The 22,249-nt window shown below is 37.5% G+C and carries 22 protein-coding genes; 17 read left to right on the top strand and 5 right to left on the bottom strand.

Annotation, left to right across the window (positions count from 1 at the left end):
* Window positions 1-46: 46 nt before the first annotated feature.
* The 13 genes from tagU to AC0NJG_RS11115 all read left to right on the top strand — a co-directional run bounded on the left by tagU (window position 47) and on the right by AC0NJG_RS11115 (window position 13,220).
* Window positions 47-961: a polyisoprenyl-teichoic acid--peptidoglycan teichoic acid transferase TagU gene (gene tagU, locus AC0NJG_RS11175; protein ID WP_474063046.1), complete on the top strand. Its 915-nt coding sequence runs from the start codon at window positions 47-49 to the stop codon at window positions 959-961.
* A gap of 98 nt (window positions 962-1,059) precedes the next feature.
* The gene (locus AC0NJG_RS11170; protein WP_474063045.1) at window positions 1,060-1,878 is read left to right on the top strand and encodes an SGNH/GDSL hydrolase family protein; all 819 of its coding nucleotides are present in this window, start codon (window positions 1,060-1,062) and stop codon (window positions 1,876-1,878) included.
* A gap of 90 nt (window positions 1,879-1,968) precedes the next feature.
* Window positions 1,969-2,961, top strand: coding sequence for a UDP-glucose 4-epimerase GalE (gene galE / locus AC0NJG_RS11165; protein ID WP_097850990.1), 993 nt, complete (start codon window positions 1,969-1,971; stop codon window positions 2,959-2,961).
* A gap of 121 nt (window positions 2,962-3,082) precedes the next feature.
* A complete protein-coding gene (locus AC0NJG_RS11160; RefSeq protein WP_128805232.1) occupies window positions 3,083-3,754 on the top strand; it encodes a response regulator transcription factor in 672 nt (223 codons plus the stop codon).
* Window positions 3,755-3,765: 11 nt separating this feature from the next.
* Window positions 3,766-5,196, top strand: coding sequence for a HAMP domain-containing sensor histidine kinase (locus AC0NJG_RS11155; RefSeq protein WP_474063044.1), 1,431 nt, complete (start codon window positions 3,766-3,768; stop codon window positions 5,194-5,196).
* A 66-nt stretch (window positions 5,197-5,262) separates the two neighbouring features.
* Window positions 5,263-6,045, top strand: a complete 783-nt coding sequence (locus tag AC0NJG_RS11150; protein ID WP_429680890.1) for a DUF3919 family protein — start codon at window positions 5,263-5,265, stop codon at window positions 6,043-6,045.
* The gene (locus tag AC0NJG_RS11145) at window positions 6,042-7,076 is read left to right on the top strand and encodes an ABC transporter substrate-binding protein (protein WP_308900830.1); all 1,035 of its coding nucleotides are present in this window, start codon (window positions 6,042-6,044) and stop codon (window positions 7,074-7,076) included. The genes AC0NJG_RS11150 and AC0NJG_RS11145 overlap by 4 nt, the downstream gene beginning before the upstream one ends.
* Before the next feature lie 19 nt (window positions 7,077-7,095).
* On the top strand, window positions 7,096-8,430 hold the full coding sequence (pgtP, locus tag AC0NJG_RS11140; RefSeq protein WP_044791980.1) for an MFS transporter: 1,335 nt from the start codon (window positions 7,096-7,098) through the stop codon (window positions 8,428-8,430).
* 239 nt (window positions 8,431-8,669) lie between these two features.
* Entirely contained in the window at window positions 8,670-9,863 is a 1,194-nt protein-coding gene (locus tag AC0NJG_RS11135) for an efflux RND transporter periplasmic adaptor subunit (RefSeq protein ID WP_088325797.1), read from the top strand.
* Complete coding sequence (locus AC0NJG_RS11130; protein ID WP_474063043.1) at window positions 9,860-10,540, top strand: ABC transporter ATP-binding protein; 681 nt, start codon at window positions 9,860-9,862, stop codon at window positions 10,538-10,540. Before AC0NJG_RS11135 ends, AC0NJG_RS11130 begins: the two co-directional genes overlap by 4 nt.
* Complete coding sequence (locus AC0NJG_RS11125) at window positions 10,537-11,736, top strand: ABC transporter permease (RefSeq protein ID WP_000054380.1); 1,200 nt, start codon at window positions 10,537-10,539, stop codon at window positions 11,734-11,736. Before AC0NJG_RS11130 ends, AC0NJG_RS11125 begins: the two co-directional genes overlap by 4 nt.
* A 114-nt stretch (window positions 11,737-11,850) precedes the next feature.
* Window positions 11,851-12,531 carry a YknW family membrane protein gene (gene yknW, locus AC0NJG_RS11120; protein WP_474063042.1) on the top strand — a complete coding sequence of 227 codons (681 nt, stop codon included), beginning with the start codon at window positions 11,851-11,853 and terminating at the stop codon, window positions 12,529-12,531.
* A gap of 218 nt (window positions 12,532-12,749) precedes the next feature.
* Entirely contained in the window at window positions 12,750-13,220 is a 471-nt protein-coding gene (locus tag AC0NJG_RS11115) for a sigma-70 family RNA polymerase sigma factor (RefSeq protein WP_087955145.1), read from the top strand.
* Between the two features lie 55 nt (window positions 13,221-13,275).
* On the opposite strand, the gene AC0NJG_RS11110 is transcribed toward AC0NJG_RS11115, so the two are convergent.
* On the bottom strand, window positions 13,276-13,782 hold the full coding sequence (locus tag AC0NJG_RS11110) for a competence protein ComK (protein ID WP_087955144.1): 507 nt from the start codon (window positions 13,780-13,782) through the stop codon (window positions 13,276-13,278).
* Window positions 13,783-13,976: 194 nt separating this feature from the next.
* On the opposite strand from AC0NJG_RS11110, the gene AC0NJG_RS11105 reads away from it, so the two are divergent.
* Entirely contained in the window at window positions 13,977-14,375 is a 399-nt protein-coding gene (locus AC0NJG_RS11105; RefSeq protein WP_000747726.1) for a DUF4359 domain-containing protein, read from the top strand.
* Window positions 14,376-14,394: 19 nt separating this feature from the next.
* Here the strand turns inward: AC0NJG_RS11105 and AC0NJG_RS11100 are convergent, their stop codons facing one another.
* Window positions 14,395-14,610, bottom strand: coding sequence for a DUF2922 domain-containing protein (locus AC0NJG_RS11100; RefSeq protein WP_001197596.1), 216 nt, complete (start codon window positions 14,608-14,610; stop codon window positions 14,395-14,397).
* A 67-nt stretch (window positions 14,611-14,677) separates the two neighbouring features.
* A complete protein-coding gene (locus tag AC0NJG_RS11095; protein WP_014893407.1) occupies window positions 14,678-14,902 on the bottom strand; it encodes a DUF1659 domain-containing protein in 225 nt (74 codons plus the stop codon).
* A 110-nt stretch (window positions 14,903-15,012) separates the two neighbouring features.
* Between AC0NJG_RS11095 and AC0NJG_RS11090 the strand changes: the two genes are divergently transcribed.
* Window positions 15,013-15,498 (top strand): VanZ family protein, encoded by a 486-nt coding sequence (locus AC0NJG_RS11090; protein ID WP_001080717.1) that lies wholly within the window; start codon window positions 15,013-15,015, stop codon window positions 15,496-15,498.
* 179 nt (window positions 15,499-15,677) lie between these two features.
* Here AC0NJG_RS11090 and AC0NJG_RS11085 read toward each other — a convergent pair whose 3' ends face one another.
* Window positions 15,678-18,434, bottom strand: coding sequence for a DEAD/DEAH box helicase (locus AC0NJG_RS11085; protein WP_410981441.1), 2,757 nt, complete (start codon window positions 18,432-18,434; stop codon window positions 15,678-15,680).
* The gene (locus tag AC0NJG_RS11080) at window positions 18,418-20,037 is read right to left on the bottom strand and encodes an SWIM zinc finger family protein (protein ID WP_088325791.1); all 1,620 of its coding nucleotides are present in this window, start codon (window positions 20,035-20,037) and stop codon (window positions 18,418-18,420) included. The genes AC0NJG_RS11085 and AC0NJG_RS11080 overlap by 17 nt, the downstream gene beginning before the upstream one ends.
* Before the next feature lie 157 nt (window positions 20,038-20,194).
* On the opposite strand from AC0NJG_RS11080, the gene AC0NJG_RS11075 reads away from it, so the two are divergent.
* Both AC0NJG_RS11075 and AC0NJG_RS11070 read left to right on the top strand, forming a co-directional pair.
* Window positions 20,195-20,683 (top strand): zinc ribbon domain-containing protein, encoded by a 489-nt coding sequence (locus tag AC0NJG_RS11075; protein WP_474063041.1) that lies wholly within the window; start codon window positions 20,195-20,197, stop codon window positions 20,681-20,683.
* 5 nt (window positions 20,684-20,688) lie between these two features.
* Window positions 20,689-22,242 (top strand): hypothetical protein, encoded by a 1,554-nt coding sequence (locus AC0NJG_RS11070; RefSeq protein ID WP_474063040.1) that lies wholly within the window; start codon window positions 20,689-20,691, stop codon window positions 22,240-22,242.
* The last annotated feature ends 7 nt before the right edge of the window (window positions 22,243-22,249 follow it).

Below are 22,249 nucleotides of genomic sequence, written 5' to 3'. Positions count from 1 at the left end.
ATATGAAATAAGGGAGTATTATATAAATTGAAAGAGGGCTAAAGGAATGAAAAAGAAAATCCTATTATGGATACTAGGGATTATCGGAGTAATGATTATAGGTGGTGGAGTATATGCCTATAATGTATATTCTAAAGTCTCAAAAACATTAGATGAAGTCCATAAACCATTACAACGTGATAAAGACTCTAATAGCTCAGAAACAGCAAAAATCAGTAAATCTGAACCAGTATCTATCCTATTATTAGGAGCAGATGAACGTGGTGAAGATAAGGGACGTTCAGATTCTTTAATGGTCATCACATTAAACCCTAAAAATAATTCAATGAAAACTGTAAGTATTCCTCGTGATACTTATACAGAAATCGTTGGAAAAGGAAAAAGTGATAAAATCAACCATGCTTATGCATTTGGTGGTGTAGATATGTCTGTAGCGACAGTAGAAAAGTTTTTAAATGTTCCTATTAACTATTATATTGAAGTGAACATGGAAGGCTTTAAAGATATCGTCGACGCAGTTGGCGGTGTTGATGTGAATAATGATTTAGAATTTTCTCTTGGGGAGCATCATTTCCAAAAGGGGAATATCCATTTAACAGGTGACCAAGCCCTAGCATTCACACGTATGCGTAAAGAAGACCCACGCGGCGACTTCGGACGTCAAATGCGTCAACGCCAAGTAATGCAAGCCGTTATTAAGAAGGGCGCAAGCTTCTCTTCTTTATCAAGCTATGGTGATGTGTTAACAGCGATTCAAAAGAATGTGAAGACAAACTTAACGCAAGATCAAATGTTTGATATGCAAAAGAACTATAAAGATTGCTTGAAAAATAGTGAAGATATTCAAATCCCAGGCGACGGACATAAAGCCGCTGATGGTATTTGGTATTACTACGTTCCAGATGCAGCGAAACAAGATATTACGAATAAGTTAAGAGCGCATCTTGAAGTGACTAAGTAATATGTAATAACCCAACTCCTTTGGTAGGAGTTGGGTTTATTTTTGCGTGAATTTATATTAGTATTATATGTTGTGAGAATAATAGATGAGGTGAATCGATGAATAAGAAAGCAGTACTTGTCCTAGTTATTTTTGTATTGTTTGTCGCTTCGGTTGTGAGCGGTAAATTATATTGGAATAAGAAGATTGCGAATGCGACGGGACAGACGAGTGAAGTAACGAAAACGAAGTCTGAAGTGAAAGATAGTGGAGCGAAGAAAGCAGAGAAAAAACAAGATGCAAAGTCATCTTTTAATGAAGCATATGCAAAGAATTTACCAGATGAAGTGAAAGAGAAGTTAAAGAAAGCTGCTGAGGAGAAAAAGGCAGTAAATCTTGTTATTGTTGGTGATGAAGCTTCTTCATCTGAAAAAGGTGCTTGGGCAGCTAAGCTAACAGCTAATTTAGAAACTGCTTACGGTAAAGGTTTATGGAATGTGAAGGTAAAGGAATATAAGGGTGAAAGCACAGAAGAGTTAATTGCGAATAAACGTGATAAAGAGATTGCGAAGGAAAATCCAGATGTGATTTTATTTGAACCACCATTTATTACTGACAATGGTAAAACTGGTAATGGAAACTCTGTTGCGAGTACACAGAAGTTTGTACAAGCACTTTCTACTAGCGCGAAGGGTGCTACAATTATGATTCAGCCATCAAACCCAGTGTATGGTGCGAAGAATTATCCGAAGGCAATTGAGGCGTTAAAGCAATTTGCGACGCAAAATGGTTATACATATGTGGATCATTGGGGAGCATGGCCTGATGCATCAACGAAAGCTATCCTGCCGTACTTAACAGAAGAGTTTGGTTTCCCAAGTGCTAAAGGCCACGAAGTTTGGGCACAATATGTAACGGATTATTTCGTTGCTAAGTAATAAAGGTACACAAAAGGTATACGAGCAATCGTATACCTTTTATAATAAGAGAGTGAATAAGAAATCCTAATATATAGTAGGAGGAAGACAATGAGTTCAATCCTAATTTGCGGCGGAGCTGGATACATCGGTTCTCACGCTGTGAAAAAATTAGTAGACGAAGGTTTATCTGTAGTAGTAGTAGATAACTTACAAACGGGTCATGAGGATGCAATTACAGAAGGTGCAAAGTTTTATAATGGCGACCTTCGTGATAAAGCATTTTTAAGGGATGTGTTTACACAAGAAAATATTGAGGCGGTTATGCATTTCGCAGCTGATTCTTTAGTTGGAGTTAGTATGGAGAAGCCTCTGCAATATTATAATAATAACGTGTATGGTGCACTTTGTTTATTAGAGGTAATGGATGAGTTTAAGGTAGATAAGTTTATTTTCTCTTCTACTGCGGCGACGTATGGTGAGGTAGATGTAGATCTTATTACTGAGGAAACGATGACAAATCCAACGAATACGTATGGAGAGACGAAGTTAGCAATCGAGAAGATGCTTCATTGGTATAGCCAAGCTTCTAATTTACGTTATAAGATTTTCAGATACTTTAACGTGGCTGGTGCAACTCCAAATGGTATTATTGGGGAAGATCACCGTCCAGAGACGCATTTAATTCCTCTTGTATTGCAAGTGGCGTTAGGTCAACGTGAGAAGATTATGATGTTTGGTGAAGATTACAATACACCAGATGGTACTTGTATCCGTGATTATATTCATGTTGAAGATTTAGTGGCAGCTCACTTCTTAGGTCTTAAAGACTTGCAGAACGGCGGAGAAAGTGATTTCTATAACTTAGGAAATGGTAATGGTTTCAGTGTCAAAGAAATCGTTGATGCAGTTCGTGAAGTTACAAATCATGAAATTCCAGCTGAAGTAGCACCGCGCCGTGCGGGAGATCCAGCACGTTTAGTTGCTTCTTCTCAGAAAGCGAAAGAGAAGTTAGGTTGGGATCCTCAGTATGTAAATGTGAAGACAATCATTGAGCATGCTTGGAATTGGCATCAGAAGAAACCTAATGGTTATGATAAGTAAGACTAATAAGTGAAGGAGAGGGTATTGTCGTTCAACATATGTTCGACAATACCCTCTCTTTTTTTATAAGATTTTTGCTATACTAAACTGTACTATAATACAGGATGGAAGGAGGAGAATAATGAAAATACTTGTAGTGGATGATGAGTCGAGTATTCGTAATTTGATTCGGATGCAGCTTGAGATGGAAGGATATGAAGTGCTTACGGCGGCTGATGGGAGAGAAGCTTTAGAGAGATGGAATGAAGGACCGGATGTTTTGATTTTGGATGTTATGCTTCCAGATACAGATGGGTATGAATTGCTTCGTTTGTTCCGGGAGAAGGATCGGGATATTCCAGTCCTCATGTTAACTGCGAAGAGTCAGATGAATGATAAATTACTTGGCTTGCAGCTTGGTGCAGATGATTATGTGACGAAGCCGTTTAATTATGCGGAGCTTATTCTTCGGGTTAAGAATATGACGCGGCGCGTGAAGAAGAAAGAGGTAACGGTAAGCCATGAAGTAATCGGGGCGGGAGAGATAACGATTTGTCCTAAGGAAAGAAAAGTGCATGTGAGTGGAGAAGAGATTCAGTTAACGTACCGAGAGTTTAATTTATGCCAGTTGTTTGTTTCCAATCCGCAGCGTGTCTTTATGAGAGATGAGTTACTTGAGAAAGTATGGGGATTTGAGTATATCGGAAATACGAGAGCGGTTGATATTATGGTGCAAAGATTGAGAAAGAAGCTCGGAAATAGCGGGGAATATATTAAGACAATTTATGGCGTTGGCTATAAACTGGATTGTTAAGTGGTGATGGTATGTCTTTAAAAAGAAATATGGTGTTTGGAATCGTTGGGCTGTTAATTCCGATTTTTGTTCTTTTGTACGCAGTTGTTTATATTACGTTAGAAAAGAATATGTATCATAACGCGGCAAATTCTTTAGAAAAGTTAAGTGTAGAAGCACAAATTTATACGATGAATTATTTAGAGAAGGAAGCAGAGGTAGAGACGCTCGGTCCGAATTCACTTTTAATTGCTTCGTATTTAGCGAAGCGCATGGATGTCCGTGTACAGATGATTGGGAAGAATGGGGATGTTGTGGCAGATACGCAAAAGGGAGCACTTCTTCATCGGAATATTGATATTGAGAGTTCTTTGAAGGGGAAGAAATCTTATGTGTTTGAAGAGGGAGACCCAGCTCCAATTCTTTTGTTTTCAAGCCCAGTGTATTATGGAAACGATGTCATTGGTAGTGTTCGTTTTATAAATGAGTTAACGGGTGAGAAGGAAGTTTTAACAAATGTCGGTTGGACGTTTTTAATGACGTCTCTTTGCCTCGTAGCTGCAGGTATTTTCTTTGCAATTCGTTTGGCAAAGTCTCTTCATAAGCCGATTGATCAGTTAAGACAAATGGCGCACCGGCTTGCGAATGGTGATTATAAAAGTAAGATTGAGTTAAATGAATATGTGGAAATTGCGCAGCTTTCAGCGTCTTTTAATGCGATGGCTGATGGGATTGAACTACATATTAAGCAATTGAAGGAAGAAAAAGAGAAGCAGAAAGATTTCTTAGACCGTATTACGCATGAGCTAAAAACACCGCTAACGGCGATTATTGGCTATGTGGATTTAATTCCGAAGTTAAAGGCGAAGGAAGATGTACAGGAGAGCTTGCGCTATGTAGCTGTAGAAAGTGAGCGTTTATTATCACTTGTAGAGGAATTACTTAAGTCTTCAAAGTACGGGACGAGTACGTTTGAAATATCACCTACAGTTGTGAATATAAAGGAATTGGTCGAAGAAGCAGTTTCAATTGTGAAACCTCGCTTGCAGAAATTTGAGATTGAAGTTCTTAATGAGTTAACAGATGTACATGTTGTTGCGGATTTCGATAAGACGAAACAGATCTTCTTAAATGTGCTTGATAATGCGATAAAATATAGCGACGCTACGCAAATTCGTATGAATGTCATTGTAAATGAACGTGAGGCAAAGGTGTTTGTTCATGATGATGGCATTGGTATCGATGAAGGGGTGCTGGCAGAGTGGAATGAATCGCCAGAAGGGAAGGTACTTTCTTCTAGTTACGGGAATGGTTACGGTTTGTATATTTGTCAGGAGATTATGAATAAGCAGGGCGGAAGTATGCGGATTGAGAGTAGTGAAGAGGTTGGTACTACCATATTTATTACATTTTTGCTTCCGAGACGGATGGAAGACATAAAAAACTTGAAAGCGGTTAAATGATACATTTATGAAACAATTATGCGGTATTTTCGAAACAACGTTTTTTTATCTTGGAGGTAGGCAGAAATGAAAAGGCTATCATTTCAAATTCTTATATTTGTCTTTTGTATAATTGTTTCTCTTATTTTGTTTTATGTGATGGAGAAGCAAATATATAATCGGATCACAATCGTGAATGACAAACAAGCTGTTTTACAAAGAGTGAATGAATCCCTGCCTACTGAAATGAAGGTTAGGCATGAAAAGTGGGGAGAAATTGTTATAACGGATGAAGTTCGTTTGCATACGATTGTTTCATTCTTTGACCGAATTAGAATAGAACCGAGAGAAGCTAAGGACCAAGAACAAGTATTTACTGGAGAAGTAACGTACTTGAATGGACAGAAACGTACTTTTGCAGTAGGTGACTTGTTCCAGTATGGGGCTGATATGTACGGAAAGAATGGTACGGATCCTATGATTTCAGCATTTCAAACGTATTTATTAAGTCTGTATTACACACCAGAGCGTATTCATGATTTCTTTGCGTCAGCACAGGATGTCATAGTGCGCCAAGGTAATGTGATACGTACTATCGACCTTACGCACATACTTGATTCGATTCGGTACGCAAAGCAAATTACAGATTACGGAGAAATCCAGAAGTTATTACAATCACAGAATGAACCGATCGCTTATATTACCGCTTATAAAACTGGTAAGCGTATAAAGAATGAGCGTGAAGACATTCTTACTATTTCTGTGTATCCATCGTACTTTGTTGTGCAATATCTCGGTGATAATAATGGGAATGTCATGTATATGAAAAGCTCCCTCGCAAATGTATTTGTAAAGGAGAATGTGTCATGAGAAAGATAGCCTTTTTCTTCTTTTTGCTAGTAATTGGAGGAGCGATGTCTAGTTGCTCTCGAGATACAACCTCTATTAAATATAATAAAAGTGGTCTCCCTATTTTGAATGATCGTCATCTAGTTGCGTATGTAGCGGCTCGCGAGGAAGTTGGGGAAGCGTTGCTTTCATCATTTTGTAAACCACGCGGCTGTACGTATGAATTTATTCGTCTTTCGACAGAAGAGCTTCTTCGGAGGGTAGAAGAGGAAGCTGGAAATCCGAAAGCGGATATTATTATTGGTGGTACGGTAGACGCGCATCAAATGATGAAGCAAAAAAATCTATCTATTCCTGTTACGAGTCAGCATGCGAACCGTATTTCAAAAACTGTGAAAGATAAAGACGGTTATTGGTACGGTTATGAAGTAGAGAAGCTGGCAATTGCAATCAATAAAGAGCGGTGGAACGAAGAAATAGCACCGCTCGGACTTCCTTATCCATCAAGGTGGCAAGATTTATTAAATCCAGTATATAAGGGAAAGATTGTTATGCCAGATCCAAATGTTTCAGGAACAGCCTATACGTTTTTTCAATCACTTATTGATACTGTAGGTGAAGAGGAAGCGAAAGAATATGTTAAGAACTTTGCAGGGCAAGTTGGTGAAGTAACAGTGAATGGTTACATGCCAGTAGAGCTTGTTGCGAGTGGTGAGTATATGATAGGCATCAATTTCATGGGAGATCAGAGAATGCTTCAAAAACAAGGCTTTCCAGTTGTAAGTATCGTACCTGAGCAAACAGGGCTATCTGTTAATGCGATTTCGAAACTAAAACGTGCACCGAATGGTATTATTGCGGATTTATTTATTGATTATTGTTTATCAGAAGAAGCGGGTCACATTTTAGAAAAGGTTTCGTTTGGCGTGCCAACGATGTTTGCGAAGAACGAGAAAGAAATAGAAGGACAGCCGGTTAGAAGAACGAACCAACATATATCAAATAGCGGAATAATCGAGATATGGAATAGACAACGTCTCTCTCAGAAGTGAGAAAAGGAGACGAAAGAATATGTTTAAATGGCTCAAGCCAGCACCTGCAATTGAAAGATTGCCAGCGGATATGATCGATCGTGTATATCGATTACTACGTATTCGTGTGTTAATCGGAATTTCAGTTGGATATGCTGCTTATTATTTAGTTCGTAGTAACTTTACGTTATCAAGCACATATTTAGTAGAAGAATTTGGATTTAGTACAGCTGAAATTGGTCTACTAGGCTCAGTAATGGCAATTGTTTATGGATTTAGTAAGTTCTTTATGGGGAATTTATCAGATAAAGCTTTCGCCCAGCGCTTTATCGCGGTCGGTTTATTCTTATCAGGGCTTGTAAATATTTGTTTCGGTTTTGCATCATCCTTTGGGATGATCGTTACATTACTTGTTGTGAATGGTATTGTACAAGGTATGGGAGCACCTCCTTGTAGTATCGTTATGACGAAATGGTTTTCGAAGAAAGAACGTGGTACGAAAACAGGTCTTTGGAATATTTCACATAACGTTGGTGGAATGCTTGTACCACCACTTGTCGGAATTGGTGTAGGTATTTTTGGTGAAAATCATTGGCAAGGCGGCGTATTTATTTTCCCAGCGATTATCGCAATGGTAATTGCAGTTCTTGTTTGGATTAATGCGAAGGATACACCGGAATCAGAAGGTCTTCCTCCAATTGATGAGTATCGTAATGACTATGAAAATCTTGAAAAAGCAGACAATGCTAACAAGATGTCACCAAAAGAAATTTTAATGAAGTATGTAGTGAAAAATAAGTTTGTATGGTTCTTATGTATTGCAAATGCATTTGTGTATTTAATTCGCTTCGGTGTTATTAACTGGGTTCCACTGTATTTAACGACAGTTAAAGGGTTCTCAAAAAATGAAGCACACGCAGCGTACACAATCTTTGAAGGTATGGCAATTCCAAGTTCATTAATCGTTGGTCTTTTAAGTGATAAATTATTTAAAGGAAAACGTATGCCATTATGTATCTTTAGTATGGTCGGAGTTGTTATTGGTACGTTTGTGTACTGGCAAGCAACTAGCATACTTGTTATAAGTATTGCAGTTTCTATTATCGGTTGTTTAATTTATGTACCACAGTTCTTAATCGGTTTAAGTGCGATGGAATTAGTACCGAAATTTGCAGTAGGTACGACAGTTGGTATGTGTGGTCTGTTCGGTTACGTAGGCGGAAGTCTTGTAGCAAACGCAGCAATCGGTGTTATTGTTGATCGTTCTGGCTGGGATGGTTGTTTCATCTTACTATTAACAGGTGCTATTTTATCAACGATCTTCTTGTTCATCGTTCAACGTGGACATGAAAGCAAAGCTCCTAAAGCGGCGTAATATTTTGTTTGAAAAGCTATCCAATTATTATTTTGGATAGCTTTTCTTATATTACTATAATCTTTCCTTAAATCTATCTTAAAAGACATAATGTCATATTTCTAATCATTGGAATTTTTGTTACAATATAAATGGATGTGTAAAACTTTGTAAAAAGAATGTAATAATATGTAATTCATTTTCAGAAAGTTTTATACAATTTTATATTAAACTATTAAGTTATAAAAAGGAGAGAGAATATGGTACCAAATACGGTTCGTACTCCAAACAAGAAGAAGAAATGGATTATTATCGGGGTTATTGCACTAATTGTTATTGTAGCAGCAGTTAATATTTTTGTTATGCAAGGGAAGAAGAAGGGCGCAGCAACAACGGCTGATGCTGTAAGTTTCGAGAAGGTAACAGAGCGAAAGCTGAATAATACGAAGTTAATTTCTGGTCAAGTGAAACCTGGGAATATTGAAAGTTTTTATGCGGATCCGGCCAAAGGAAAAGTGAAAGATATTGAGGTAAAAGAAGGACAAGAGGTAGAGAAAGGTGCGAAGTTATTCTCTTATGATAATGAAGAGATTAATCTTCAAATGAAGCAAGCTGAGCTTGATCAGAAGATGGCAGATATGCGTTATGATCAAGGGAAAAAGAAGATTGATTCGCTGAAGAAAGAAATTAAGAAAGCGAAAGATAGCGGAGCTGGGAAAGAAGTAACAGATCCGATGGAAGAGCAAGTAAGTGAGTTAGAGATAGCACAAAAGACAACTGATCTTGAGAAAGAAAAAGGGAAGTTGCAGAAAGAAGAATTAAGTAAAAAGCAAAAAGAGCTTACGATTTATAGTAATTTTGCTGGTGTTGTTCAAAAGTTAGATAAAGATGCGGCACAAAGTTCATCTCAAGCGTTAGGTGGTCAAGGGAAAGCCTTTTTACAAGTGGCTTCTAAAGATCCATTCCAAATTCAAGGGACATTAACTGAGCTTCAAAAGTCGCAAATTCAAAAGGATCAAACATTTACTGTAACTGCGAAAGCAAACAATAAGAAGAAGTGGACAGGTAAGATTACAGAAGTAAGTGAATTCCCAACGAGTGCAGAGATGGCGCAAGCTGGTGGTATGGGTGAAGCGACTCAAAACATGTCCCAATATACATATAAAGCAAGTCTTGATAGTCAAGATGGTTTATCTCCAGGTTATCACGTTTCTCTGCAAGTAAATTTAGAGAATAAGAAGATGGTTGCTGTTCCGACTAAGAGCATTGTAGAAAAAGATGATGATGCATTTGTTTATGTTGAGGATAAAGGAAAGCTTCGCAAACAAAATGTGAAAAAAGGTTCTACTGATGGAGACTGGACGGAGATTACTGAAGGCGTAACAGTGGGGCAAAAGGTGGTTAAAAATCCTTCCGACGATGTGTATGACGGAATGGAAGTGAAAGAGAAATGATTACGTTAAATCATATTGCTAAAACGTATTATCAAGGGAAACTTGCGGTACCGATTTTACACGATATTAGTTTAACAATTCAAGGCGGGGAGTTCGTTTCAATTATGGGACCGTCTGGTTCTGGTAAGTCAACGCTTATGAATATTATCGGCTGTTTAGATCGTCCAACAGAAGGCGAATATATGTTGAATGATGTGAATATCTTAACAGCAGACGAGTCAAAGCTTGCTTTAATTCGTAATGAATATATCGGTTTTGTGTTTCAGCACTTTAATCTGCTTCCGCGTCTTTCAGCAGTCGAAAATGTTGAGCTTCCGCTCGTATATGGTGGCATAAAGAAAGCAGAACGTCGGAAGCGTGCTTTAGAGGCGCTTGGTAAAGTCGGATTAGCGGACCGCGTGCATCATTTACCGAACGAATTGTCAGGTGGACAGAAGCAGCGTGTCGCAATTGCAAGAGCGATCGCGAATAATCCAACGTTCATTATGGCCGATGAGCCGACTGGTGCGCTTGATACGAAGTCTGGTGAGCAAGTTATGGATATTTTCAAGAAGCTTAATGCAGAAGGTACGACGATTGTTATGGTTACGCATGAAGAGGAAGTAGCAGCGTATTCTTCCCGCCGCATTGTACTGCGAGATGGGAAAATTACAGAGGATAGAAGGTGTGCGGTATGAGTTTACTAGATAGTATAAAAATTGCCCTATCTTCTATTTTAGCTCATAAACTGCGTTCAGCTCTTACGATGCTCGGTATTATTATCGGTGTTGGTTCCATTATTACTGTCGTTGCGATTGGGCAAGGCGGGGAAGCAATGCTAAAGTCAAAAATCGCAGGTTCTGGTAATAACCTTATGCCAATTCAGTTTAAACCAGATATTAATGATGAGTTTAGTATGGGGGGGCATCAAGTACCGAAATTAACAGAAGAAGATATTATGGAAGTAAAGCAAGTTAAAGATGTTTCCCATGTTATTACGACGAATAATACGATGGAAACAATGGACATTAATGATAAAAAATCCATGATTAATGTTATTGGACTTGATAGTGAGTATTTTGAAGTAAATAAAGTGAAAGTGGTTAAAGGCCGTTCATTAAATGAATCTGATATTTCACAAGGAAATAACGTTGTTATGATTAGTACGAAATCAGAAGAGACGTTATTTAAAGATGAAAATCCAGTAGGGAAAATTATTGAAATGAAAGGACAACCGATGCAAATTATTGGCGTCTATAAATCAGATAATGAATTTATGGGATTCGAAGCTGAGGAAATGTTAATTCCGCTTACTTTATGGCCCGTTTTATATGGAACGGATGAAATTCAAAGTATCGCCATTCAATCTAAAAACGTAGATAATTTAGAAACGGCAGGGAAAAAAGCTGTTGATGTATTGAACAGTCGTAAACCGAGCGATATTCCAGGTAAATATGAATTGGTGAATTTAAAAGAATTCCAAGAAGGTGTTTCTAAAGTTACTAACATTATGACGATGATTATTGGCGGTATCGCAGGTATTTCATTAGTCGTTGGTGGTATTGGTGTTATGAACATTATGCTCGTATCTGTAACGGAGCGTACGCGCGAAATTGGAATACGTAAAGCACTTGGGGCAACGCGTAGTAAAATTTTATTACAGTTTTTAATTGAAGCAGTTATGTTAACACTTCTAGGCGGCTTAATCGGAATTGGTCTTGGATATGGCGGAGCCTATATCGTTTCCACATTCGCAAAATGGCCACCACTCGTTTCATGGGAAGTTGTCGTTGGAGGCGTACTGTTCTCAATGACACTCGGCATTATTTTCGGATTAATTCCAGCGAATAAAGCTGCGAAATTAGATCCAATTGAAGCATTACGTTATGAGTAATTAATAGTGTAGTAAGAACTACACATTACCGTTCTAGTGGGCGGTTCGTAGCCTCTATATGAGGAAGTGAACCGCCCGTTAGAACGGGTTATATACATAGAAGGAGGCGTTATAATGGAAGCAAATATTAATACGCAAGATGCATATGGAAAGAAGCCGTCATTGTTTGGGATGATTACTTCTCCAAGTGAACAGTTTGAGAGAATGAAGACGAAAAGTCCGGTTTGGGGAGGTTTTTTCTTATTTCTTGTAATGGGGACTATCTTTGCAACAGTAGCAGCTTACTTAGGGTTAATTAATAATCCGGATATGGCAAAGCTACTTCAAGAAGATACGACAGGGATAATGAAAGGAACTACACTTGGTATTGGAGCTTTTGGGGGGCTAATTGGAACAGCTATTGGTCTTTTCGTAGTAGCAGGATTTTATAAAGTGATTATGATGTTTATGAGCAATGATACTCCATATATGAAGATATTATCTATTTATATTTATGCTAATGTTGTTTTTTATCTTGGTAGTCTTATTAATGTCGTTTTAGGTTATATACTTGGTGGAAACGGCATTGATAAATATACAAGTTTAGGACCTTTATTTGAACAAGGAACAATTGCATATGGCATTGGTTCTGCATTTGAAGTTTTCAACATTTGGAGCTTAATTTTAACTGGCCTAGGCTTGCATATCGTTGCTGGTTTAAGTAAAAAGCAGGCAACAATTTTAATTTGCATATTCTTTATCTTTACAGTTGGGTTTAGTATGTTAGGCGGTATGTTTTCTGGTTTTGGCGCATAACATATTATTTTGAAAAGGTGGCTCTTCCAAGAGTCACCTTTTTTATTTTTAACCTTACTTCAAATACCACCAACAAAATTTGAAATTCTACCCATTGTAATTTCAAATTTCAGCGATAGTATTTAAAATTACTCACAGTGAATTTCCCTCTTTATTTTTATATTGTGGAGGTACCGGCGGAATAACAAAGAGGTATACCTTTTAGAAGTGGGTACTGTGTGAAGCCAGCGACTTTTAAAGAGGCAGTTTTGTTGTATGAAGGATTGATTGTAAATCAAATAAAGAAGTTAGGGATCTATCAAGATTATGAAGAGTATTATCAATGTGGGTTAATCGGTCTTTGGCATGCGTATGAAAAGTTTGATGCAGAGAAAGGGAGTTTTCCTGCATATGCAGTTGTAACGGTGCGTGGTTATATATTAGAAAGATTGAAGAAAGAGTTTGCAGTGCAAGAAAAGTGTGTATGTGTAGGAGAGTATGAGGATATCTTTCGTTTTGAAGATATTGAAATGAAAGTGAAGGATTTTATGAGTGTATTAGATGAGAAGGAGAAGTATATCGTTTTTGAGCGTTTTTTTGTAGGAAAGACGATGGGGGAAATCGCTTTAGAGACAGAGATGACCTATTATCAAGTGAGGTGGGTGTATCGGCGAGCACTTGAGAAAATGCGAGATAGTTTAAGAGGATAAACATTATCATAAGAATGGAAGGCAAGGGATATTGCTTTCCATTCTACTTATTCTGTTAAGGTAGTAAATGTAGTAAGAGTTTTTTAAATTGTAGTGAATCTTGCATGTTCATACGTGATAATACATATCCGGCTTTTAATAATTGTTGTTTTAACTTATGGGGACTGATATGTATGGTTGTAGTCGTGCCATTTGAAAAATGAATGGTAGCTTTTTTACTTTTTTTGAAAAACTCTATGTCATCTATATGGTTATAAAACAGCCATATACAGTTTGGAGAAGAAGGAGACTCTGTTGGGAAAGCACAAATATATTCTCGATGATTAATTGGAATCGGGACATTTTGTTTGAAATGAAAGTTTGTTTGAACTGCTTTCCGTCTACCTTGATAAGTAGAGTGAACATTGGTTAGACAAGATTGCTTGATAAGTTGGAGAGCAGTTTGACAGGAGTAAAGATGGTTCCCGCTACTTTCTATAATCTTTGTCTGATAGTAAGGGTGCTTGTATGGTTCTAACATCATTGTAGAATTAGAAATAATAATATCATTTTCGTCATTCATAAATTTAATTCCCCCTTTATAAATGATAATAATTCTCAATATAATTATATACGAATTAAGTAAATTAATTGTTAATCTTTTATTTCATATTGTAAATTTTAGCTATTCGTTTACAATCAATAGATGATAGTCTTTCTAATTTGCATCGCTTGTACATATATATGAAAATAGAAAAGGGTAGGCGGTGAGATAGTATGAAGAAAAGGTATATTATTATGGCTCTAGTTGTTGTTCTTCTAGTATATTTAGCAAATAGTAATCCGAGTAAAGGTGAATATACGGATTGGGCAGCGAAGCAGTTTATGAAACGTAATGATGTAAGTAAGAAGCTAGACGAAGTTCAAAAGGAAAATGAAGAGGGGCTCCTTGGTGATTTAGCATCGGCTGGTAAGAAGTTGGCGAAAAAATATGTTGAGCCGCAAGTTGGATTGTTAATCGATCATTATACGAAGCGAGATGATTATATATTCTTCTCAACATATAAGACGGAATTTGATATCGGCGGAGAACACTATAAATATGTATGCGTCGGTTTTTCAAAAATCTTTATTCCAATTGAAATGCCGAAGAAAAAAGACGAATCTGCAAAATGATGCAGATTCGTCTTTTTGTCTATAAGGTAATAGGAACTTCAGATACATTTCTTTCTACGAGACGAGCTCCTTTTTTTCGGGTATTTTCATTAATTGATGAAAATACAGATGAGGCAAGGATCGTATCCATTACTTGATTTACGACTTGTGCATCAATAGGTGTGATCGGCTTCTCGATAGAAAAGACAACTGTTTTTCCATCTTCTTTCGCGAAAATTAATTCTAGTACTTGCATACGTTGATTCCTCCTTTTTATTTATCTTGTAATCAGTGGGGGCATCCCCACTGATTATATTTCCACCTTAAAGGTTAGAAAGATCTGATGTGCTAACAAGTTGTACAGCGTGAAGTGGTGATGCTTGTAAAGAAGCAAGAGCACGTGCTACGTTTTGTACTTGCTCTAAGTTTGCGTTTGTTTTTACGCGCTTAAATTGTTTGTTCTTAAAAACTGTTTTTCCATTCTTATCTAATCCATTGTTTAAGACGAGACGTAAAGTTAAATCCATTACGATTGTTTCGACTGCCATGTTTATCACCCCCTTTCACTATATAAATAGGATGCAAATGTCATGTTTTGGCGTGAAATTTATTCTTTTTTTTGGTACTCTTAAAAGAATAAGAGAGGGGTTTCGGAAGAATGAATCGTAAATGGTTATTTTGGATTCCTGTTTTACTATGGATGGGGCTGATTTTCTATTCCTCGGCACAACCATATAAAAAGCAGGATATGCGTTCGGATATTGAACAATATGTAAATGTGGAGTTTGTGAAAGAGCATTTTTCATGGGTATCTATCGATTACGGCGGTGGTACACCTGTTAGTATTGCAAATAAAGGTGTAGGTGGATTTATTGAGTTTTTCCTTCGTAAAGGTGCTCATTTTATGGTGTTCTTTATGCTCGGTTCATTGACGTATTACGCTTTTCATCGATCAGGTTATTCGAGAAAAAGGTGTTTTATATACGCTCTCCTTTTCGTTGCGGGATACGCAACATTTGATGAAATTCATCAATGGTTTACGGGCGATCGTACACCGATGTGGCAAGATTCATTACTGGATACGTGCGGCGGATTAACAGGTATTATAATAAGTAATTGGTTTTGGAATAGAAAAAGGAGCTAATCTCGAAAAGATTAGCTCCTTTTGTTTATCCCGCTTTAATGGGCAGTAAGACCCCCACCTCAAAATTCAGCGAGAGCAAAGAAGTTAGGTGGGGGGGCGGGCTGCCCATAAAAGTCCGATTGGTGAGGGCTGATAATCAGTGTGGGATGAAGAAAACCCCCACTGATTAAAGTTTCACTTTATACACCAAGTAATTCTTTTAGTTCATCTGTAGATAGTTCTGTCATCCAACTATCGCTTGTAATGACGGCGTTATTTAATGATTGTTTTCTTTCTAACATTTCATCGATTTTCTCTTCAAGTGTCCCCGTTGTAATCAGCTTATGAACGTGAACGAAACGCTTTTGACCAATGCGATATGCACGGTCTGTTGCTTGGTTTTCTACCGCTGGATTCCACCAACGATCGTAGTGAATGACATGGTTGGCAGCTGTTAAGTTTAACCCTGTACCACCTGCTTTTAACGATAAGATGAAGATGTCATACGTTCCGTTTTGGAACTGTTCGATCATTTTGTCACGTTCTTTCTTCGGTACACTACCGTTTAAGAAGAGGACGCGCTGACCGAAATGTTCTTCTAACACATCTTTTAGCATATTCCCCATACCGATGTATTGCGTGAAGATTAAACAACTTTCATTTTGATCTTTTATATTTTCAATGAGTTCCATAAGCGTGCTCGTTTTCATGGAACGCTCGATGATGTCTTTCGGTTCCGTTTCTTTTAAATAAAGAGCGGGATGATTACAAATTTGTTTAAGTTTGTTCAGCATGAGTAATATAAATCCGCGTCTTTCAATCCCGCTTAATCCTTCTACATTTTGTAATGTATCTTGAACAAGTTGTTCATATAAGGAAGCTTGTTCACCAGTAAGTGGACAGTACGCTTTCTGTTCTTGTTTATCTGGTAAGTTTAATGCGACTGTTTGATCTTTTTTCGTTCGTCGCAGTAAAAACGGTGAGATAAAACGTTGAACTTGTTGGATTTTTCCTTCGTCACGGTCCTTTTCAATTGGTGAGACGAAGCGGCGCTGGAATTGTCCTAAGCTGCCAAGATATCCATGATTAATGAAGTCGAAAATAGACCAAAGCTCGGCAAGGCGGTTTTCCATCGGTGTCCCAGTTAATGCGATTTTGTGATTTGCTTGTAAGTTTCGTACTGCTTTAGACTGTTTCGTATGTGGGTTTTTAATATTTTGTGCTTCATCCAAAATAACAGCATCCCAGCATAACGTACTAAGTTCTTCCTCATCAAGCTGAGCTAATGCATAAGATGTTAATACAACATCTGCTGATTGAAGGAAATCTTTAAAGGATTCCCCTTTAGCTCGGTTACTTCCATAATGTAACTGAACACGTAAATTCGGTGCGAAACGCTCAAATTCTTTTTGCCAATTTCCAAGAACAGATGTCGGAGCCACGATTAAAGCAGGACCTGTTTGGAGATTGTTTTCTTTTATATATAGTAAGTAAGTAATCGTTTGAATACTCTTTCCAAGTCCCATGTCGTCAGCTAACAATGCGCCGAATCCAAGTTTTCTTAAATATAATAACCACTCAATGCCATGTTGTTGATATGGACGGAGTGTGGCGTTTAGTGATGAAGGGACATCTATTTTTGGAATATCTCCAATATGCAATAGTTTTTGGAATAAGTCTTCATAATATCCATCTAGTTCAATTTCAATATCGGTAAACGGACTATCCTCTTCTACAATTTCTGTTTCAGCAGTGTTTGATAAATGTTGCTGAAGAACATCTTTCATTTCGAGCCCATACTTATCAGCACGGTTCATGAGCTTTCGTACTTCTTCAATAAAGGCTGGATCTAGTCTCATCCATTGACCATTTATATTGAATAACCGTTTATTTTGTTCAACGAGTTCGAAAAATTCGCTTTCTGATAAATCAATGCCGTTCGTTGAAATGCGCCAGTCAAAATTGACGAGTGTATTCATGCCGAAGAAAGATTGCGTTTGCGTCGCATTTTGCTTCAGCTGCACACGTAATTTTGGTTTTGTCGCTTTTAAATTTTGCCACCATGATGGTAATAAAATCGTAATACCTGCAGCGAGTAATTCGTTACTTGCTTCTGTTAAGAAGTTCCATGCTTCTGTTTCAAAGAGTTCACTTCGGAATGTATCACCATCTTTTAACCACGGTACAAGTCTACTGAAGCCTTCTTGTGTTTCAAGAATACGTTCTTCATAATCGTGCCATCGTTTTGGCAAAGAATCGATACCCTCATATACATATATGCGATGGGCCCCGCGCTTTGGTGTAACAATTGTTTCAAGCTTCCACATTTCAAATTCTTCTTGCGGCTCTTGTAGCCGTAGACCGATTGTAAAGGGAAGGTCATCTTCAATGTAACCAATTTTTCGAAGCCAATCTTCTTCATGTAGTGCTGCGTCTAATTGTCTTTTCGTAAAGTCATAATGTTCATAAAGTCTCTTTGCATCTTCCCATCCGTCATTTGAACGGTTATCTTGTAATATGCTTTCATTTACTGCAGCCGAGAAAAGAGATGCCAATGTGTCATCTTCGATTGGAGTATTTTGAACTTTCCAAGATGGTTGTTTAGGCCAACGCTCCATATCAGGTACGAAGCTACCGCTTGTGAAGGCATCCCACAATTCGTTCGCATCTTCCGTAAGTGCTGTAATAGGACCGTTCATTTGAATACGAGCAAAGGAGTTCATTGGTTTATTAGCGATGTATTCAAATGCTTGTGCGTTTGTTAGCATAACACCTTGTCTTCCTTCAAAGGTTGCTTCTTTTAGAAACGTGCCGTAGAAGGAAGTGGAGTGCCATGTAAATGCATTTCGTTTCCAACTTGTTACGGATAATGGATTACCGCTATCATCCTCTCCCCAAAGGAACCAACCGTGACTAACGTGCTGGAGCCTAATTGTTACTTCAGTTTGATTGATCATCGATTAATTTTCCTTTCCGTAATTCCTCTTGTAGTGCACGCAGACGTGAATGTAAGTTTGCGATGTGAATAATGAAAGCATCCCATTCATCGGTACGCTTTAATCGTTTATATAATGTACGTAATTTCTTTAAGTAACGAACTGCACGTCTATATGATTTGCGATTTCGCTCTTCAATAGCTTCGGTAGCAGCAAGGTGATAAAGAGGAAGTGCTGCTTCTGGTGCTTCCTTTTCAATATCTTTCAGCGGCTCTTTCAAAATTTCAATTGCTTCAAATCCATGTAAGAGCTGAAGTTCTGCCCATGTTCGATACTGCTTTTTCGCCAGTACGTATTGCTCATAGTTTGCGAAACTGTATGGTAATAGCTCTTGCAAAATCATTTCGAATCCAGCTTGTTCATTTGTATGGGTTGCATACGTTTCATACATGATGACGAATAAGCGAACGATATCTTTTATGAAAATTGTATTTTCGTGCTCATGTATCGTTTTCTTCACTTGTTTATACGTAAAGGAAAGCCAGTTTTTCGCACGATCCCATTTCATTGCATTTAATAACTCTTCTAACCAATAGAAGTATAGACTTACAACAGAAGCAGGCTGTTTTTTTAGTAAGTCCATCGCTAATCGATCTTCGTCATTTAAAAAGAGTAGATGAGAAGATGCTAATGCTTTGGAAAGTGGATTCATTTTCGTATCGATTCGTTTTTCTTCTTCTTGTAGTTGCTCGTTATTGTGTAAGAGTTCACTCCATATGTGACGATAAATAAAAAATCTCTCTTGCGTATAGGCATCGGTGGAGAAGAATACTTCGTGAACGAGACGAGCTGTTTCTTGCAAAATTGATTTAGACTCTGAAGGGATCGATTCTGATTGTAAGTCCCGAACGATGGATTCCACTTTATCTACAAATAGGCGAACGACGTTAACTGGTTGGTGATAAGAATACGTTTTATTTGCTTCAAATTCCTGAATTTCTTCTAATAATTTTTGAAAGCAATAAAGTGCTGCATGTAACCTGAACAACTCATGTATCACAATGATACGTGGAGCTTTCCGCTCGAGTTTCGTATAGAAGTCCGTAAAAATACTCATAAGAAAATACATTTGTTTATAAGTAAGCCGAGCTTGTTCTTTTTTAAATGATTCATATTCGTTATCAAAATAGGATTGCCAACTTTTATAATCCGTTTCTTCAAAAGCTGATGATTGCAATACTTGTCTTGCAGTTCGAATAGGAGGAAGGGAAGGCTTCGTATTATTTTTAAATAAAGTTAATACATCTCCTACTTGCCCGAAACTAGATGCTGCCGATAGTAACACAGCGAGCATATGCTCACATTGCGTTGGTGCGAAGCAATCGCAATAGCTTTCAGCGACGTTGCGAATCGGGATATGGACGCTATATACGCTGCCTTCAGCATCTACAGTTCCTGATAGCGTATAGCCATCAAAGTCAACGTTGTAGACAACACCACTACGATATAGGTGCCGAGCTGTAGCGACATGTTCCTGATCAGCTGTTTGCTGTGGATCTAGTCCTTGAACGAACTCATTCGCAATCATCATAATTTCATCTTTCGTAATTGAGTGTTGCAGCATAATATTCCTCCGTACATATATTTCTTTCCTTTACCATTATAAACAAAAAATGCTTAAAACAGAAAAAATGAAATTTAGATTACATTACTTGAAAATCATGGTAATATATAAAATGTTAATTTTGTATATTACTATATATTTATGGAGGGATTAAGTTTTGTCAGATTTACAATCGAAGTTTGGTAGCGGTATGAACAAATTGCAAGAGGGAATTGAGCAAGGGAAGATGAAATTACAAGTAGCTCAAGAGGTTGCGCAATTAAAGAAGATTACGCAAGAGAAACTACAGGTGAAAACTGAAATTTTGTTGGAACTTGGTCAAACGACATATATGCAACTCCGAAATGATGAAGTTCGAGTAGATGTGTTAAAAAGTATTATAGAACCAGTACAAGAGCTGGATGTAGCTATTTATAACACGCGTAAGCAAATAGCTAATTTACAGAATCAAGGACAGAAAGGGCAATGTAGCTGTGGCGGCCCATTATCATTAAATGATAAATTTTGTGGACAGTGCGGGAAAATAAATGAGTTACTCCTTCAATCAAAAAATGCTGAAAATGGGTCATGTACTTCATGTGGTGAACAAATTGCAGCAGAGGCTACATTCTGTCCAGTTTGTGGTATGAAGCAAAGTAAGGAGTGAGGAACATGTATTGTAAAACTTGTGGTTTAGAACAATCGGATGTAGCGAATTATTGTACACATGATGGATCAAGTACAGGTAGTGTAGAAAGTGAAGTTATGTTAGCACCGAAAGACTCAAAGTATTGCCGAACTTGTGGTGTGGAAAGTAAAGGGACTGCTACGTATTGTGAGAAATGCGGGGATTCCTTATTAGGTATTATGAAAAAAGAAATGAAAACAAGATTACCAGACGAAAGTTTACAATTACATGTAAGTCCACCTGGCAGCACTTTGAAAAAAGGTTTACTTGGTGGTGGGCTTGCAATCGTATGTATGTTTATAGCCGGTTGGATTGGTAGCCTAATTGTCGATGCGGCGATTAACGATCTAGTGAGAACGATGCTTACAAAGATGAACGGTATGCTGAATATGACTACTATTGATCAATCTTTCATCGGTATAGCACCATTAATTTTAATGTATCATTTAATAGGCCTTGAAGTTAGTGGGAGCGGGGAATATGCGATGTCATTTATCCTTCATTTCCCATTGTTCATCTTGTTAGCAATTCCAGCACTTATATTAGGTGGAATTGGATTCTTTGTAGAGAGAAGCAACCCTTCTGCTATTTGGCGTGAGAAGTTACTAACATCAAGTATTATCGGTATTGTATATGGGGTTTTCTTGTGTATTGTCAGCTTTATCGCAAGTTCTTCTACGACAATTTCTCAATTCTATAAAACGATGACAATCAGTATTGGTTATTCACATGTTAGTAGTTTATTGTATGGCATTATATTTGGTTTATTATTTACCTTTATTGGTATGTGTATTCAGGCAGGACCACACCGTCTATTATCTTCTATGAGTCGAAGTATTCCATATGCAACATCTATTTATTATAGTGTGGTAACTGTATTAAAAGGATTGCTTATTACATTTGGTATTATACTTATTACAATTTTATTTAGCAGTTCAAAGTCAGTGGGACCAATTGATTTTCCAGAGAAAACATATAAAACATTCATTTCATTAGAAGCAACACCATACATGTGGAATATGGCTCACTTTGCTCCAACAGCAATTGAATGGGGAGACATGGATAGAGAAATGAGAAGATACTCAATGGAAAAAGGTCCATTGCATTTATCTTATACGTCAGGAATATCAATACATGGTACGTCATTAAAAGATCTGGAAGTAGCTAATGGAGCGAATTTTAAACGAGTAAAAGAAATTGAGGATTTCAATTCCTACATGCACTGGTGGGGGTTATTAATTGTACTACCATGCATTTTACTATTTAGAGCTGGGATGAAATTGGCTCAATATCCGATGAAAAATATGTACGTAACTATTGCTGTGTTTAGTGCGGTGTATACTGTGATGATGCTTTGTGTAAATGGATTGGCCAAAATTCATATTGAGGCCTCAGGGAGTAAAGAAGTTATGAAGGAATTTGCTGGGATTTCCGGACCATTGTTCTCTATTCAAAGTAGCACGCTGTATTTAATGGTAGGGAGTTTTCTTCTTTCGTACGCATTAACATTCGCTGGTATGAAGTTCGGGAAAAAATAAGGGGGAG

The organism is Bacillus sp. SSR7 (assembly GCF_055902415.1).
This window is presented reverse-complemented; position numbering and strand designations above follow the sequence as displayed.